At 60.9% G+C, this 16053-nt stretch carries 11 protein-coding genes; 6 read left to right on the top strand and 5 right to left on the bottom strand.

The genetic code is table 11. The annotated features are described in order from the left end of the window. The first annotated feature begins 750 nt into the window (after window positions 1-750). From KVT38_RS04710 to KVT38_RS04685, 6 genes are all read left to right on the top strand, one after another. Entirely contained in the window at window positions 751-1644 is an 894-nt protein-coding gene (locus KVT38_RS04710; RefSeq protein ID WP_217592536.1) for an ABC transporter permease, read from the top strand. Window positions 1645-1648: 4 nt separating this feature from the next. Beyond that, the gene (locus tag KVT38_RS04705; protein WP_217592535.1) at window positions 1649-2545 is read left to right on the top strand and encodes a carbohydrate ABC transporter permease; all 897 of its coding nucleotides are present in this window, start codon (window positions 1649-1651) and stop codon (window positions 2543-2545) included. A 69-nt stretch (window positions 2546-2614) separates the two neighbouring features. After that, the gene (locus tag KVT38_RS04700) at window positions 2615-4342 is read left to right on the top strand and encodes a type 2 periplasmic-binding domain-containing protein (RefSeq protein ID WP_217592534.1); all 1728 of its coding nucleotides are present in this window, start codon (window positions 2615-2617) and stop codon (window positions 4340-4342) included. Window positions 4343-4422: 80 nt separating this feature from the next. Then, window positions 4423-6213 carry a cache domain-containing sensor histidine kinase gene (locus KVT38_RS04695; RefSeq protein ID WP_217592533.1) on the top strand — a complete coding sequence of 597 codons (1791 nt, stop codon included), beginning with the start codon at window positions 4423-4425 and terminating at the stop codon, window positions 6211-6213. Continuing rightward, on the top strand, window positions 6210-7820 hold the full coding sequence (locus KVT38_RS04690) for a response regulator (protein WP_254638988.1): 1611 nt from the start codon (window positions 6210-6212) through the stop codon (window positions 7818-7820). The genes KVT38_RS04695 and KVT38_RS04690 overlap by 4 nt, the downstream gene beginning before the upstream one ends. Window positions 7821-7839: 19 nt before the next feature. Further along, entirely contained in the window at window positions 7840-10689 is a 2850-nt protein-coding gene (locus KVT38_RS04685) for a glycoside hydrolase family 2 TIM barrel-domain containing protein (protein ID WP_254638987.1), read from the top strand. Between the two features lie 104 nt (window positions 10690-10793). On the opposite strand, the gene KVT38_RS04680 is transcribed toward KVT38_RS04685, so the two are convergent. From KVT38_RS04680 to KVT38_RS04660, 5 genes are all read right to left on the bottom strand, one after another. Then, window positions 10794-10964, bottom strand: coding sequence for a hypothetical protein (locus KVT38_RS04680; RefSeq protein ID WP_217592531.1), 171 nt, complete (start codon window positions 10962-10964; stop codon window positions 10794-10796). Then, a complete protein-coding gene (locus KVT38_RS04675) occupies window positions 10951-12423 on the bottom strand; it encodes an ABC transporter substrate-binding protein (protein WP_217592530.1) in 1473 nt (490 codons plus the stop codon). The genes KVT38_RS04680 and KVT38_RS04675 overlap by 14 nt, the downstream gene beginning before the upstream one ends. A 93-nt stretch (window positions 12424-12516) precedes the next feature. Next, entirely contained in the window at window positions 12517-13344 is an 828-nt protein-coding gene (locus KVT38_RS04670; RefSeq protein ID WP_217592529.1) for a carbohydrate ABC transporter permease, read from the bottom strand. Between the two features lie 14 nt (window positions 13345-13358). Next, window positions 13359-14267, bottom strand: coding sequence for a carbohydrate ABC transporter permease (locus tag KVT38_RS04665; RefSeq protein ID WP_217592528.1), 909 nt, complete (start codon window positions 14265-14267; stop codon window positions 13359-13361). Window positions 14268-14444: 177 nt separating this feature from the next. Further along, window positions 14445-16049 carry a response regulator gene (locus KVT38_RS04660; protein ID WP_254639001.1) on the bottom strand — a complete coding sequence of 535 codons (1605 nt, stop codon included), beginning with the start codon at window positions 16047-16049 and terminating at the stop codon, window positions 14445-14447. Window positions 16050-16053: the final 4 nt, after the last annotated feature.

Below are 16053 nucleotides of genomic sequence, written 5' to 3'. Positions count from 1 at the left end.
CTATCCTCGCACTCACTCCCCTCGCTCGCAACCCCGCCGCTCACCTGATACTCCAAAATAGCCCAAAATCGCGCTATCCTCGCACTCACTCCCCTCGCTCGCAACCCCGCCGCTCACCTGATACTCCAAAATAGCCCAAAATCGCGCTATTCTCGCACTCACTCCCCTCGCACGCAACCCGCCGCTCACCTGACACTCCAAAATAGCCCAAAATCGCGCAATCCTCGCACTCACTCCCCTCGCTCGCAACCCCGCCGCTCTCGTGACACTTCAGAATAGCGCAAAATCGCGCTATTCTCGCACTCACTCCCCTCGCTCGCAACCCCGCAGCTCACCTGATACTCCAAAATAGCGCAAAATCGCGCTATTCTCGCACTCACTCCCCTCGCTCGCAACCCCGCCGCTCACCTGATACTCCAAAATAGCGCAAAATCGCGCTATTCGCGCACTCACTCCCCTCGCTCGAAACCCCGCCGCTCACCTGATACTCCAAAATAGCGCAAAATCGCGCTATTCGCGCACTCACTCCCCTCGCTCGCATCCCCGCCGCTCACCTGGTACTCCAAAATAGCGCAACAATGGGCTATTCGCACACCGCGCCTCTCTCGCACTTCCCCACCGCTCCCCATCATGCGGCAAAACAAAAGCGCCCCCGCCCCATCTTCCAATCAAAACGATAGAAATCCAATCGCCGTCTCATGGATGCGCTTACCGCCAACCCTTTATGATGGATTCATAAGGAGGATGGCCATGTACGCTAAGTTTTTCAAACATCGTTGGCAATACTTGATGATCCTGCCGAGCGTCGTGCTGCTGTTCTTGTTCAGCTATATGCCGATGGCCGGCATACTTGTCGCCTTCCGCGACTTTCAGATCGGGACGTCCATCTGGAGCGCGCCGTGGGTCGGGCTCGACAACTTCGCTTTCCTGCACGAGCCGCAGTTCTGGACGGTCGTTCGGAATACGCTGTACATCTCCGTCCTGAAGTTTATTTTCGGCTTCCCGGCGCCGATCCTGCTGGCGCTGCTGATCAACGAGGTGACGCATTCCACCTTCAAGCGGTTCGTGCAATCGGTCAGCTACCTGCCCCACTTCTTCTCCTGGATCGTGGTGGCATACATGCTGCAGTCGTTCCTTACGCTGGACGGCGGGCTCGTCAACCAGCTGATCGGCAAGGCGGGCGGAGACCCGGTGTTCTTCCTGGGATCGACCGAATGGTTCCGGCCCATCGTCGTCGGCAGCGGGCTGTGGAAGGAGACCGGCTGGAATACGATCCTCTACCTCGCAGCGATCACGACGATCGACCCGCAGCTGTACGAAGCGGCCAAGGTAGAGGGCGCCGGCAAGATGGCGCAGATCCGGCATATCACGATACCCGGCATCCTGCCGACGATCTCCATCGTGCTGATCCTCAGCATCCCCAGCCTCATCAATGTCGGGATGGATCAGATCTATCCACTTATGAACTCGGCCAATATGGAGGTCGCGGACGTGCTCGACACGTACGTGCTGCGAAGCGGGCTGCAGCAGGGCTACTTCGGGATGTCGACCGCAGTCGGGCTGCTCTCCTCCGTCATCGGTCTCGTGCTCGTCCTCGGGACGAACCAGCTGTCGCGCAGAATAAACGGCGAAGGATTGTGGTGAGACGATGAAAAAGAATTCCGCGGAAAAAGTTGCCTACGGCTTCATCGTCGCCCTTCTGGCATTATTGTGTTTAAGCGTCGTATACCCGTTCCTGTACATGCTGGCCATCTCGCTCAACGACGGCGCGGACGCGGCCCGGGGCGGCGTCTACATCTGGCCGCGCAGCTTCACGACGATCAACTACGAGATCGTGCTCGGCAACGAGGTTATCCGGCATTCGTACCTGATCACGATCGGCAGGACGGTGCTCGGCACGGTGCTCGGGCTGTTCGTCACCCTGCTCGCGGCATACGGCCTGTCGTACAGGAAGCTGCCGCTGCGTTCGGCGATTCTGGCCTACGTGCTGATCACGATGCTGTTCAACGGCGGGCTCGTCCCGCTCTACATTCAGCTCAACAACCTGCACTTGCTCGACACCTTCTGGGTGTTCATTTTCCCCAGCCTCTTCTCGGCCTGGAACATGTTCGTCATGCTGAAGTTCATCCAGGGCATCCCGGAGGCGCTCATCGAGTCCGCCGAGCTGGACGGCGCCGGCCCGCTGCGAACGCTGCTGCAGATCGTCATGCCGCTGTCCAAGCCGATGCTCGCCGCGCTGGGCCTGTTCACGGCCGTCGGGCACTGGAACGATTGGTTCTCGGGTGCGTTCTACGTGACCTCCCAGTCGCTCATCCCGGTGCAGACGTTCCTTCAGCAGCTGCTGTCGGCGTCGGATCTGTCGACCGTGCTCGGCTCGAATTCGAACCAGGAAGCGCTCGCCCGCAGCGCCGAGATGCAAAACATTACGCTCATGTCGATCAAGATGGCCGTCGTCATGGTGAGCGCGCTGCCGATCCTGTGCGTCTATCCGTTCCTGCAGAAGTATTTCGTCAAGGGCGTGCTCATCGGTTCGGTCAAAGGTTAGACTTGTATCTCTCGCAGGGTATACGCAAGATGTTCATATACCAATTTCACAGAGAATAGGGGAAATTCAATGCGCTCCATGAGAAAGAGCAAGGGAACGGTCGCGCTGTCGCTGGCGGCCATGCTCGCCGTGCTCGCAGGCTGCTCCGGCAACGGCGGCAACAATGCGAACGCCGGCTCCGAAGCCGCGGGCACGTCATCCGCGCAGACAACGTCATCCGCATCGGCATCCGCCAGCCAGGCTTCCGGAGATCCGCTCGCGTTCAAGCTGTGGCTGGGCTGGACGGCCACGATCAACAACGACAGCCTCGTGCAGAAGTATTGGCGGGAAAAAGAGCCCGGCGTCGACGTGAAGCTCGAAGCGACCCAGGGCGACGCGCTGACGGCACTGAACCTTAATATTAATACGGGCGGTTTCGACGACGCCGCGATCTTCAGCCGCAACGATACGGTCAAGAGCGCGATGGGCCGCTCCAACCAGATCATGTCGCTCGAGCAGTACTTCGACATGCCGGACAAATATCCGGGCCTCGCCTCCATCCCGAAGCAGTATCTGGATCGGATGAAGGACAAGGACGGCCATATCTGGTCCATCCCGGCCTGGTTCGACCAGAATCCGAACGATCCGTGGCCGGGCTGGTCCTCGCTGGCCTGGACGGTGCGCACGGACGTCGTGGAGAAGGCCGGCATGAAGCTCGAAGACCTGTCCACGCTGGACGGCGTCGAGACGTTCCTGAAGAAGGCCGCCGAGCAGAAGGACGCCTCCGGCAAAGCGCTGCTCCCGATGTCGTTCCTGATGGACACGAACGATACGGCGGGCTGGAACGACGAGAACGCCATTCTGACCGCCTTCGGCGTGTCGACTTCCGGCAAGGGCGTCGCGAAGAAAGGCGACGACTTCGTATTTACGTTCGACGATCCGCAGTACAAGGCCGCCTACCAGTGGATGAACAAGCTGTACCGGGAAAAGCTGATCGATCCCGAAGTCGTCACGGACAAGAAGGAACGGTACAAGGAGAAAAACAAGTCCGGCCGCGTCGCGCTTAATGTGGGCAGCTTCTTCAATATCGACACGACGCTGTGGGAGACGCTCGACGGTCCGACCGAGCCGGGCTGGTACTACCAGGTGATCCCGTTCCCGAAGGTTCCCGGCGTCGATCAGGTCGGCACCAACCAGGTCGTCAATCCGTACCCGGGCTATGATGTCTACATCAGCAAAAAGACGAAAAACCTCGACGCGATCCTGAAGTTCTTCGATTATACGCTGGCGCCGAAGCCGGAGCAGCAGCAGGTCATCAACGAAGGCCCAGCCGGCCTGTATTGGGACTGGATCGATCAACCGCTTGGAAAGTGGAAATACATCGACGATAATTATAAGGCCGATCGCAACTCGGGCGACGTCGCCCGCAAAGCCAAGGTCACGCCGGAGCTGTACATGACCTCTTCCTACAACAATAAGTGGTATCCGTGGTGGAACAGCGAGGTCGACAAAGCCGGCGCGGCCAAGACGCCGGCGTTCACCGAGGCCGTCGGCAAGATGGGCGGCGTGCGCGCGGCGCACAATTACGACCTGCTGACGCCGAAGGAAGGCGGCACCTGGGAGAAGTACGCGCCCGAGATCGAGAATCTTCGCAAGGAATACCGCGCGAAGCTGCTCATGTCCAAGGACGACGCGCAGTTCGAGTCGACCTGGAAGGCGTTCCAGGACGCGCTCGAGAAGCGCGCGCACTGGAGCGAGATGAAGGCCGAATGGCTTGAGACGTACAAAGCGGACGTCGCGGCGAACGGCGAATTTTAAATGAAGCAGGAGCAGCCCTACGGGGTTGCTCCCTTTGCCTTTGTAAAGGCGCGCATTGACTTCGGGGACGGGGGAACGGCATGAAGTTCGGACAATCGTTGGAGAGATCGATCATTCGGGCGACCAGGTCCATGAATATGCGGGGCAAGATCGTCCTTCTCTACGGATTGATCGTCTTCATCCCGACCGTTCTGCTGGCGCTGGGCGCGGGCTACCTGACGTTTCACAACGTGCGGTCCAACTACCTGCTCACGATCAAGGAAGCGGTCCGACAGACCGCGCAGAGCATCGATTTTCGCAAACAGACCTACGATCTGCTCGCGACGCGGACGGCGACGGACGGCGAGCTGATCTCCCGGCTGTCCCGGAATTACGCGGACATGGCGGAGCAGCTCGAGACGGTGAAGTACGTGGACCGCTCCTTCCTGTTCACCGCCAAATACCTGCCCGGCATCGAGGACTTCCGCATCTATCATACGAACGACACGCTGGTGCAGGACGGCGGACTGCTCTGGAAGCCCGAGAACCGGATGCTCGCCGGCATGCCCGAGCGCGACTGGTACGAGCGGACGATCGGCGATCCGGGCATCCTCAGCTGGACCAATGCGCAAGACGACGCGCGCAAGCTCGTCGTGTCCCGCAAGATCATGGACGGCTACGGCCGTGCGCACGGCGCGATCTACCTGCTGCTGGATTATAACGACGTGTTCGCGGAGCCGCTCGATCACCCCTTTAACGGGGCAGGCGACCTCTATATCGTCGACCAGGACGCGCGGATCATCGCCTCCTCCGAGACCGCGGCCATCGGCGCGGATCTCTCCGCCTCCTCGCTGGACCGCTACTGGCGTCACGCGAACCAGGTGAACGACGCCATCGCCGGCAAGGTGCTCATCGTGCAGCGGATCGCCGGCGGCTGGTCGGTCGCCGCGCTCGTGCATATCGAACAGCTGGAAAAGCAGTCCAAGCGAATCTACTACGCGGTCGGCGTCGGCATCGCCTTCTTCCTGCTGCTGTCCGTCTTCCTCATCACGGCCGTCGTCAAAAACGTCGTCTGGCGCATCCGCAAGCTCGGCAGCCGCATGACGGACATCTCGCAGGGCGTGTTCGAGGTGACCGTCCGGAACAGAGACCGCGACGAGCTCGGCGAGCTCGAGGTGCTGTTCAACTCGATGTCGGGCCGGCTCGGCCGGCTGGTCGAGGAAAACACGCAAGCGAACCTCAAGGAGCGGGAGCAGTCGTTCAAGGCGCTGCAGGCGCAGATCAACCCCCACTTTATTTATAATTCGCTCAGCCTGATCCGCTGGCGCGCGATGGACCTGCAGGACGAGATGCAGCTGCGGACGATCGACGCGCTGACGACCTTTTACCGGCTGGCGCTCAACAACCGCGTGAACGTGACGCGCATCCGCGACGAAGTCGGGCACCTCAAGGCGTACCTGGAAATTCAGCAGTTGCGCTACCCCGATCGCGTCCAGGCTGTTTGGGAGATCGACGAGGATACGCTCGACCTGTATACGATCAAGCTGCTGCTGCAGCCGATCGTCGAAAATTGCTACCTGCACGGCGACATTACGAAGCGTCCGGGCGCGCTCATTCGCATCGCCGTCCGCCGCGAGGAGCGATCCGTGCGTTTCCTCGTCCAGGACAACGGGAAGGGCATGACGGCAAGCGTGCTCGCGAGGGTGCGCGCCGGCGATTACGAAGGCACGAACAACGGCTTCGGGATGAACAACATTCGCGAGCGGCTGCGACTGTACTTCGGCGACGAGGGCCGACTCGACATCGACAGCGCCCCCGACGCGGGAACGTCCGTCTCGATCCTGATTCCCGTCTGCGAGGAACGGCCCGAATTGAAGCGAGGTGAAGGATGATGATACAGGCATTGATCGTGGACGACGAGCCGCTGCATATCCAGGGACTCGTTCGCCACGTCGGCTGGGAGCGGCTCGGCTATGCGCCGCCGCTGACGGCCGAATCCGGCGAGGAAGCGCTGGAGATTCTGGGCGACATGGACGTCGACGTGCTGATCACGGACGTCTCGATGCCCGGCATGACCGGGATTGAGCTGCTGGCGAAGTGCAGGGCGGACTATCCGAAGCTCCAGTCGCTCCAAACGCTCATGATCAGCGGCTTCGACGAGTTCGAATTCGTGCAGGAGGCCATTCATCTGGGCGCCAAGGCGTACGTGCTCAAGCCGATCCGCACGGAGGAGATCGAGGAGAAGCTGTCCGCCTTCCGCGCGGCGATCGAGAAGCGCGAGCAGATCGAGCGCGAGACCCGGGCGCTCCAGGACAAGCTCACGGGCAGCCTGGACGTGCTGCAGGACCGGTTCGTGAACGACCTGATCGAAGGCCGTTCCGAGGATGCGGAGCTGATGGATTCCTGGCGGCGGCTGTTGGACCTGCCCGGCGAGGTGCGCCATATTCGGCTGTTCCTCTTCGCGTACGATCGCCAGGAACGAGGGGCACCTGCCGATGCGCGGCAGCGGATTCTGCTTGCGGACGGCCTGTGGAAGGCCGTTAAGATCGGGCTGTCCGGCTGGGAAGGAACATACGTCGGCAAGACGGGCGCGAGCGAGACGGCGGTCGTTCACCTGAACGCGAAGCCTCTCGACCGGGCCGGCATGGAGAAGCAGCTGCAGTTCATGCAGGAGATCATCCGCGAGCAGTACGACGCCTCGGTCACGATCGGCGTCAGCCGGGACGGCGACGGCTGGGAGGACGTCCCGCCGCTGTACAAGGAAGCGAAGCATATGCTGGCCAAAGCGCGTCTGGGCGGCGGGGGACGCATTCTGTACTTCGACCGGGCCGAGGCGGAGGAGTACCGCGAATACCTGCTCAAGGAAGAAGAAGTGCCGGAGATGATCCGGCTGCTGGAGCGCGGCGAAGACGATCAGGCGCGCGTCATGTTCGATCTGGCGTTCGAGCGGCTGCTCGCGCGCCAGCCCGCGTCCTTTTCGTACGTGCAGGCGTTCGGCATGGGTATCATCAGCGAGCTGGCGAAGATCGGCTCCGGCAAGGAGGACGGCGCGGACAACGCCAACATCCTCGTCTGGCAGCGGCTGATCGACTGCACCGACGCCGGCGAAGTGCGGGAGGCCGTGCTCGACTACATGGCGCGGTTCAGCCGGTCGATCAAACGTGAGGACGCCGCGCCGCAGCACAATCTGATCCGCAGAATAGCGGACTACATCGCGGTGCATCTGCAGGACCCAATGACGGTCAAGCAGCTGGCGGAGCAGTTCCATCTGAACGCGAGCTACCTGAGCGTCCTGTTCAAGAAGGAGACGGGCCGCACGATCTCGGACTACGTTCAGGATGCGCGCATGACCCGGGCGAAGGAGCTGCTGCGGGACCCGAATGTCAAGATCTACGAGGTCGCCGCGCAGGTCGGCTTTCAGACTGCGGCTTACTTCACGTATTTATTCAAAAAAGTCGTGGGCCAGACGCCCCAGGAATATCGCGACTATGCCAAATAATCGAGCAGAAGGTGATCGCTTGTTAACGACAATCGACCTGTCCGGTCCATGGAACGTTCAGCTGGACGCGGGCAAACGCGGGCTGCAGCTGCCCTTCGACGATACGATGCAGCTCCCCGGCACAACCTCATACGCGCGAAAGGGGCCGCGGAACGAGGCGGTCGAGATCGGCCACCTGACGGACGAATACAAGTTCGAGGGCTGGGCCTGGTTCTCGCGGGAAGTGGACGTTCCCGAAGCGGCGGCCGGCGGCTCGGTCTTCCTGTATCTCGAACGGACACGGATGACGACCGTGTGGATCGACGACCGGGAGGCCGGCGCGCGCGACAGCCTGGGCACGCCGCACTTGTACGAGCTGACCGGCTTGCTTGGGCCGGGTAGGCATACGCTGACGATCCGCGTCGACAACACGGATTATCCGACCAAGGGCGGCCACCTGACGTCGCCGGACACGCAGAGCAACTGGAACGGGATCACCGGCCGGATCGAGCTGCGGTTTGCGGCCGCGACGCATCTGCTGGGCGTACAGGTCTACCCGAGCGTCGCGGACCGATCGTTCGTCGTGCGCGCGGATTGGTCCGGCTCCGGGGCGCGGCGGCTCGCCGTATCGGCGGCGGGCTTTAACGGCCACGACCACGCAGCAGCCGAACGGATATTTGACGTAGACGCCGGTGGCGGCAGTGATACCTCCTCGGCATCCGTCCGGTTCGAGCTGGGCGAGGACGCCCGGCTGTGGAGCGACGCGGAGCCGCATCTGTACCGCCTCGCCGTCCGTCTGCTGGACGCGAGCGGCGAGGCGCTGGACGCACGCGACATCGTCGCGGGGCTGCGCGAGTTCAAGGCGGACGGGGACAAGTTTGCGATCAACGGCGTCCGCACGTTTCTGCGGGGCAAGCACGACGGCCTCATTTCCCCACTGACCGGCTTCGCGCCGACCTCCGTCGACGAATGGCTGCACATATTGGGCATTGCCAAGTCCTACGGCATCAACCATTACCGCTTCCATACGTGCTGTCCGCCGGAAGCCGCCTTCGAGGCCGCCGACCGGCTCGGCATCTTCATGGAGCCGGAGCTGCCGTTCTGGGGCACCGTCACGGACGAAGGCGACGCGAATCACGACCGGGTGCAGCAGGATTACCTCGTCCGCGAAGGCTTCGCCATGCTGGACGCCTACGGCAATCATCCCTCGTTCGTCATGATGTCGCTCGGCAACGAGCTCTGGGGGAGCAAGTCCCGACTGGACGTGATCCTGGCAGCCTACAAAGCGCATGACGACCGCCATCTGTACGCGCAGGGCTGCAACAACTTTCAGTTCGCGCCGGTGATTCTGCCGAACGACGACTTCTACGTCGGCGTCCGGTTCGCGCGGGACCGCCTGTTCCGCGGATCGTACGCAATGTGCGATGCACCGCTCGGCCACGTCCAGACGGACCGCCCCGGCACGCGCAAGGACTACGACGCGCAGATCGTGCCGCCGGAGAGCGGCGGACGGGCGGACGCGGACACGGGCCACACGGGCGGCAAAGACGGCAAGGGCGAAGGCGCCATCCAGATCCAGTTCGGCACGGGCACCAAGACCGTGCAGGCGGATGTCGCGGGCGAAGCGCTCGTGCCGAAGATTCCCGTCGTCTCGCACGAGATCGGGCAGTACGCGATGTATCCGCGCTACGAAGAGATCGCCAAGTATACGGGCTCGCTGAAGGCCCGCAATCTGGAGACGTTCCGCGAGCGTCTGGAGGCTAAAGGGCTGGGCGAGCTGGCCGACCGATACTTCGAGGCTTCGGGACGGTTGGCCGTCGCCTGCTACAAAGAAGAGCTGGAGGCCGCGTTCCGCTCGCGGCGGCTCGCCGGCTTCCAGCTGCTCGACTTGCAGGACTTCAGCGGCCAGGGCACGGCGCTCGTCGGCATCCTCGACGCGTTCATGGACAGCAAGGGGCTCGTGACGCCCGAGGAGTGGCGCACCTACTGCTCCGACGCCGTGCTGCTCGCACGGTTCGACAAGTACAACTATGCCGCCGGCGAGCGTTTCGACGCGCATGTCGAGCTTGCCTACTATCGGCAGGCGCCGCTTGGCTCTGTTCGGCTCCGCTGGGCAATCGCCGACGGGGACCGCGTGCTCGCCGACGGCAGCGCCGAAGCGACGGCGCAGGCAGGCGAAGCGTACATCGACATCGCCGATCTCGGCTTCGAGCTGCCCGACGTGCAAGCGATGACCAAGGTCGTCTTCAGCCTTGAACTCGCAGGAACGGATATTCGCAAGGCATACGAACTGTGGCTCTATCCGCGCGAGACGGCATGGGAGCCTGCGGCAGCAGGCGTTCACATCGCGCATTCGCTGTCCGACGATACGCTGCGCCTGCTGGAGCAAGGAGAACGGATGCTGCTGCTGGCGAAGCCGGAAACCGCGAAGCGGAGCATCGAAGGCACGTACTGCACCGACTTCTGGTGCTACCCGATGTTCCGCTCGATCTCCGAGAGCATGAACAAACCGCTGCCGGTCGGCACCCACGGCCTGCTCATCGAGCGGGAGCACCCGGCGCTGGCGGACTTTCCGAGCGAGACGCATTCGACCTATCCCTGGTGGAGCCTGGTCCAGCATTCGCGCGCCTTCATCCTCGACGATCTCCCTTCGGCGCTCGCGCCGATCGTCCGGACCGTCGACAACATCGAGCGCAACCACAAGCTGGGCTTCCTGTTCGAATGCCGCGTTCTAAGCGGCAGCCTGCTCGTCTGCGCGCTTGACGCCGAACAAGTCGCGGACACGCCGGAGGGCCGGCAATTCCTGACCAGTCTCGCCCGCTATGCCCGGTCCGACGCGTTTGTGCCGCAGGTCGAGGTGTCGGTCGCGGACTTGCGCAAGCTGCTCTAGTGCAGCGCGGCGTAAATCATCAATCGATTAAAAGTGCATGATTTTCACCTCAAACATGCTCTTCAACGTCGCGGACCGGTCCAAGGTGATGTAAAGGAAAAAAGTTACTCTACAGCTTCGCGGACCGGTCCAAAAGGTGCTGTAAGGCGCAGCCGAATAGCGGGCACGACAAACGGATAAGGGCTGTCCCAAGTCGTCGCGATGACTTGGGACAGCCCTTTCGCCGTGCCTGTATAATCGTTCACCGATCCGATCGGCTTCTTATTCGCCCGCAATCCCCGCGCCCTTGATCTCCTCCGTGAAGCTCTTGTCCATAATATCGAGCGCCTTCTGCGGCTCCAGTTCACCCCGAAGCACGGATTGCACTGCGCTCTCCATGATGTCGTTCAGCTTCGGCGAGATGAACGGCACGTCGGGATCGGCCATGATCTTGCCCTTCGTGAGCGAGTCCAGCAGCGTCTGGTACATCGGGAATTGCTGTTGAAGCTCGGGTCTCATGTAGTTAGAGGTGCGCGTCGGGTCCATTTTGTCCTGGATCTTGAGCACTTCCAGATCCTTCGAGGTGACGTATTCGAGAAATTTATACGTCAGCTCCGGGTTATCGGTAGAAGCGGTCATGGCGATCGACCACCCGCCCATCGTCGGCGCGCCGCCCGGCGTCACGCCATACCCCACTTTGCCTTTGACCTTGGACCCATCCGCCTCTACCGTCTGGATCAGCCCCGGCCATTGCTCCATCATCGCCACTTCGCCGTTCGCGAACAGCGTGTTGGCCTCGTCCCAGCCAAGCGTGAGCAGCTCTTTGGGCGCGTATCGCGTCAGGTCCTTGGCGAATTCAAGCGCCTTCAGCCCTGCTTCGTTGTTGAACGCAGGCTTGAAGTCCTTGTCTACGTCTCTGCCCCCGAAGGCGGCGAGCCGGTTCGTCCATATCCAGCGGCTGGATGTATTGTCCGCCATCGTGCTGTATCCGTAGGTCACCGGGGAATCCGGATTGAGGCTCTTGGTGAAGAAGGCAGCCGCCTCGGCCATTTGCTCCGGCGTCTGCGGAACGACCAGCTCATGGCCCGTCTTGGCCTTGAAGCTTTCTTTCATTTTCGGATCTTCAAAGAGGTCCTTCCGGTAGAAGAAGATTTGCGCATCGGGCTTATAGGGGAAAGCAACCAGCTTCGATTTGTAATTCCCGTAAATATCGAGCAGACTCGGGATGAAGTCGTCCAGGCTGAGCGTCGGGCTGACCAGCTCCTTGTTATCGATATAAGGCTTCAGATCCTGGACCAGTCCGCCTTCCGCGTACCCGTGGATCAAAGCGACGGGCATGACGATCGAATCGAAGGAATGGTTCGTTTGCAGGTCCAGCTGGATTTTCTCCATATACGATTGAGCCGGAAAGCTCTGAACCTCGACTGTGGCCCCCGAAGCTTGCTCGAAGTAAGTTGCCGCGTCCTTAAGCGCCTTCTCCGTATCTCCCGCCATCGTGGCGACCACGATTTTCTTTCCTTTGTACTGCCCCTTGAGCGTGCCTCCCGCGTCCATATCCTGCAGCTTAATCCCGTATACGGTCGGTCCTTCGACCTTGACGGCCGAACCGGCATCGGCAGTCGGGCTTGCCGATGCGTCAGCCGAAGTCGTGCTGTTGCCGCCATTATCGTTGCCGGAGCAGCCGGCTAGAACCAGGGATATGGCAAAGGTCAAACCGAGCGCCGCGCGGACGCTTCCTTTGTTTGCGTTAAGCATGTAGAGAACCCTCCCGTATGATTATAAGATCCATCTTCATTCGAAAACAGTCAAGCGAGCCCGGCTCTCACCCCTCTCCGCAACTTCCTGGCTTCATCCTTTGACGGCTCCGGCAGTAAAGCCCTCCACGATATATTTTTGCGTCGTCAAGGACAGCACGACTGCGGGAATCATCGCGACCGTGCCCGCGGCGGCAATCTCGCCCAGCGGCGTATCCTTCTGAGTCTGGACCAGGCTGCTGATCGCCAGCGGCAGCAGCTTCTTGTCGTCCGAAAAGGTGAGAATGAGCGATAAGGAAAATTCATTCCAGGCGCCCATGAACACGAGGATGGAAGTAACGACGATGCCCGGCACGACGAGCGGCAGCGCGATCCGGCCGAAAATGCCGTATTCGGAGCAGCCGTCGATTCGGGCCGACTCGAACACTTCGCCGGGCATCTCGCTGTAGAAGCCCATGAACAGGTAGATCGCCAGCGGAATGGCGGCCGTGACATAGACAATGATCAGGCCGGACAAGGTGTTGAGCAGTCCCGCTTTTTGAAACATGAGATAGTACGGAATGATGAGCAGAAGTCCGGGAATCATCCGAACGATGATCGTCGTGTAGATCCACAAGTTCCGTCCCCTGAACTTAAACCGTGAGAAGCCGTAGCCCCCGAGCGCGGTGACGATCACGGTGATGGCCGTCGTTGCCGAAGCGACCCACAGGCTGTTCAGAAAAACGCGGCCGATGTGGTTTTGCGAGAACACCTCGACATAGTTGGACCAGGTGAAGTGCAGCGGCAGCCACTCCGGCGGCAGCTTGATGATCGAGCCCTTCGGCTTGATCGAAGTCGTCAGCGTCCAGTAGATCGGAAAGAGGAAGAAGAGGGTGAACAGTCCGAGCAGGGCGGAGACGACCGTCTTTTCTCTCGCTATCAATGGGGTCAACTCCCTTATATGGAATTCGGACCGCGTCGCAGGAAGACGAACGCGAGCAGAGAAAAGACGACGATCAGCAAGAAATACAGAATGGAGCCTGCGGAGCCGGCGCCGATGTCCGCATAACGAAACGCGGTCTTGTAGGTAACGGTGGCGAGCGTCTCCGTCGTCTCGCCCGGCGCTCCGTTCGTCAAGGCGACGACGCTGTCGAACACCCGCAGGGCGTCCATGATGCGAATCGATACGACAAGGGCGATGAAGTTGCGGATCATCGGAATCGTGATCTTGAAGAAGCTCCCGACCCGGCCCGCTCCGTCGATCGCCGCCGCCTCGGACAATTCCTTGGGCACCGTCTTGAGCGCGGCAAGCAGAATCAGCATGCAGAACGGCGTGGCTTGCCAGACGTCGACGAGGATGATGGAGATCTTCGCCGGCAGCGTCTCTCCGCTCCAGCTCACCTTGTCGAAGCCGAGCGCCGAGATCACATAGTTGATCGGCCCGTAGATGACTTGGAACAGCAGAGACCAGATCTTCGCGGATACGATCGGCGCCAGCATGAGCGGCATGATGAATAGGCTCTTGAATACGGCCGTCCGGTTGCCGAAGGCTTTGCTGTTCAGGACGAGCGCCATGATCATCCCGAGCGTGACCTGAACCGCGACGGCGATCACGGCGAACGTGAACGTCCAGGCGATGGCGTGCAGGAAGCTGTCGTTGTTCAGCATATAGCGGTAGTTATCGAAGCCGATGAAGCGTCTGCTCGCCGCCGGCAGCGTCAGCTTGTATTTGAGCATGCTCAAGTAAATGGAATAAAAAAACGGGAAAACCATGAGCGCCAAAATAACCAAAACGGTCGGTGCCGTAAAAACGATCGGCGCCCACCGGTCCAATCGCGCCCCGACGGTGCTGCGTTCTGTGCGCATCCTGTGTTCCTTCCTTTCTGCGAGGCTGTTCATGCGTTCATCTTAGCATCGCCAAGGCGCCGCCATAATCCGACGCAATTGCCGAATAAGGTGCAATTTTTTGCGTCTCCCCGCAAAAAACAGCCCCCTCCTTCCAGGGATGCTTCCCGGCGGGAGAAGGCTTGCGTCGGACGGCCTTTACGTTCGATTGCGGTATTCCGTCGGCGTCTGGCCGACATGCTTCTTGAATACTTTGAAGAAATACTTCGTCTCCTTGTACCCGACCATAAAAGCGATATCCTGAACCGGCATGGAAGAATCCCGTAAATAAGCTTTCGCTTTTTCCATTTTGAGATCCGTCAGGAACGCGTGGAAATTAACGTTGAATTCGCTCTTGAACATCCGGCAGATCTGGTAGATGTTCATCCCGAACTTGGAGGAGAGCAGTCCCAGCGTGATCTCCTCGGACGCGAAGTGACGGACGACGAACTCCCTCAAATCGCGAATCAACGCCCGGGGATCGGAGTAGACCGGGTTCCCTCTCCGGTTCAGCTCGCGCAGCTCTTCGGCGACCCATTGGCGAATGTCTTCCAGACCGTCGAGCGCGCATAGCCTGGCCCTCTCGAAAATGTAGGGATCGTCGCGGCCGATGCCGGAAGCGGCATCGCGGGAGAGCCGGTCGGCCCATTCGAGCAACCGCGCGGCCGCGTCGTACACCTCGCCACGCGTCGCTTCTTGCGCGGCCGGCGTTCGCAGCAAGGCGTCCAGCAGCGCGGCCGCCTTTTCTCCGTCCCGCTGCTTGCAAGCCGATTTGAACAGCTCCGCGAACCCGGGAGACAGCAGCGGCTCGGCAGCTTCGCGCTCCACCGTCTCTTTGGGGCGAACGAGGCGGTAGCTCTGGCCGAAGGTCGTTCGCTCGACTGCCTCGCAGGCTTCGATATACGAATCGTGGATACCCGCCCATCCCGCGTGCGGGCGGCCGACGCCAACGTTGACTTTGAACCTGCCAAAACGCTTGAAGTTCGCCAGCAGATCCGCGCATTTCAAGTGGAATTGTTCAGCGGCGAAGTCTTCCTCATTGGCGGAAAACCCCTTTAGAAGCGTGATCTGCTTCTTCAAGCCAAGCTGACGGAATGTGACTGTGTTCGGGCCCAAAGATTCCTCGCAAATATTGACGACGGCGAACAGCAGCGCTTCCTCGTCGCCTGCGTATTCGTCCCGCACAAGCTTATGGTAGTTATCGACACGCAGGACGGCTGCCGCATACCCGTCGAACGCGATATGCTGCAGGTAAGGGTCCGGCATCCACTCCTTAAGCGGAGACAGGTCGCCCGCAGCGAGCCTGCTCAGCAGGACATCGTGCAGCACGTCCTCGCTTCTGCGCATGCGGGAATGCGCTTCGATTTCTTTTCGCTTGTCCGTCTGGCTTTGGTCGATCTTGCGGACAGCGTTCTCCACGACGCGGATCAGCTCGTCCTCGTCGACGGGCTTCAGGAGATAGTCGAACAGCCCCAATTGCAGCGAATGGCGGAAATAATCGTAGTCCTTGTAGCCGCTGACGATGACGATCTTCGTATCGGGCAGCAGGCGGAGGGCGCGCTCGGCGAATTGAAGCCCGTCCATGCCCGGCATCCGGACGTCGGCGAAGATGAGATGCGGCCGATGCATCTCCGCCAGGATCAGCCCTTCCTCGCCGTCCTTCGCTTCGCCGACGATCGCAAGGCCGTACCGCTCCCACTCGATCGTCCGTTTAAAGCCTTCCCGGATGAGCTGCTCGTCCTCCACGATGAGCACGCGATACATCGGC

The sequence above is a fragment of the Cohnella sp. GbtcB17 genome (assembly GCF_019091135.1).
In the GTDB taxonomy this organism is placed as follows: Bacteria; Bacillota; Bacilli; order Paenibacillales; family Paenibacillaceae; genus Cohnella.
Note: the sequence above shows the minus strand (reverse complement) of the source record. Positions and strands in the feature narration are given on the sequence as shown.

Coding starts and splice junctions, on each gene's coding strand:
- KVT38_RS04710 (WP_217592536.1), top strand. CDS start 751: ATGTACGCTAAGTTTTTCAAACATCGTTGGCAATACTTGATGATCCTG.
- KVT38_RS04705 (WP_217592535.1), top strand. CDS start 1,649: ATGAAAAAGAATTCCGCGGAAAAAGTTGCCTACGGCTTCATCGTCGCC.
- KVT38_RS04700 (WP_217592534.1), top strand. CDS start 2,615: ATGCGCTCCATGAGAAAGAGCAAGGGAACGGTCGCGCTGTCGCTGGCG.
- KVT38_RS04695 (WP_217592533.1), top strand. CDS start 4,423: ATGAAGTTCGGACAATCGTTGGAGAGATCGATCATTCGGGCGACCAGG.
- KVT38_RS04690 (WP_254638988.1), top strand. CDS start 6,210: ATGATGATACAGGCATTGATCGTGGACGACGAGCCGCTGCATATCCAG.
- KVT38_RS04675 (WP_217592530.1), bottom strand. CDS start 12,423: ATGCTTAACGCAAACAAAGGAAGCGTCCGCGCGGCGCTCGGTTTGACC.
- KVT38_RS04665 (WP_217592528.1), bottom strand. CDS start 14,267: ATGCGCACAGAACGCAGCACCGTCGGGGCGCGATTGGACCGGTGGGCG.
- KVT38_RS04660 (WP_254639001.1), bottom strand. CDS start 16,049: ATGTATCGCGTGCTCATCGTGGAGGACGAGCAGCTCATCCGGGAAGGC.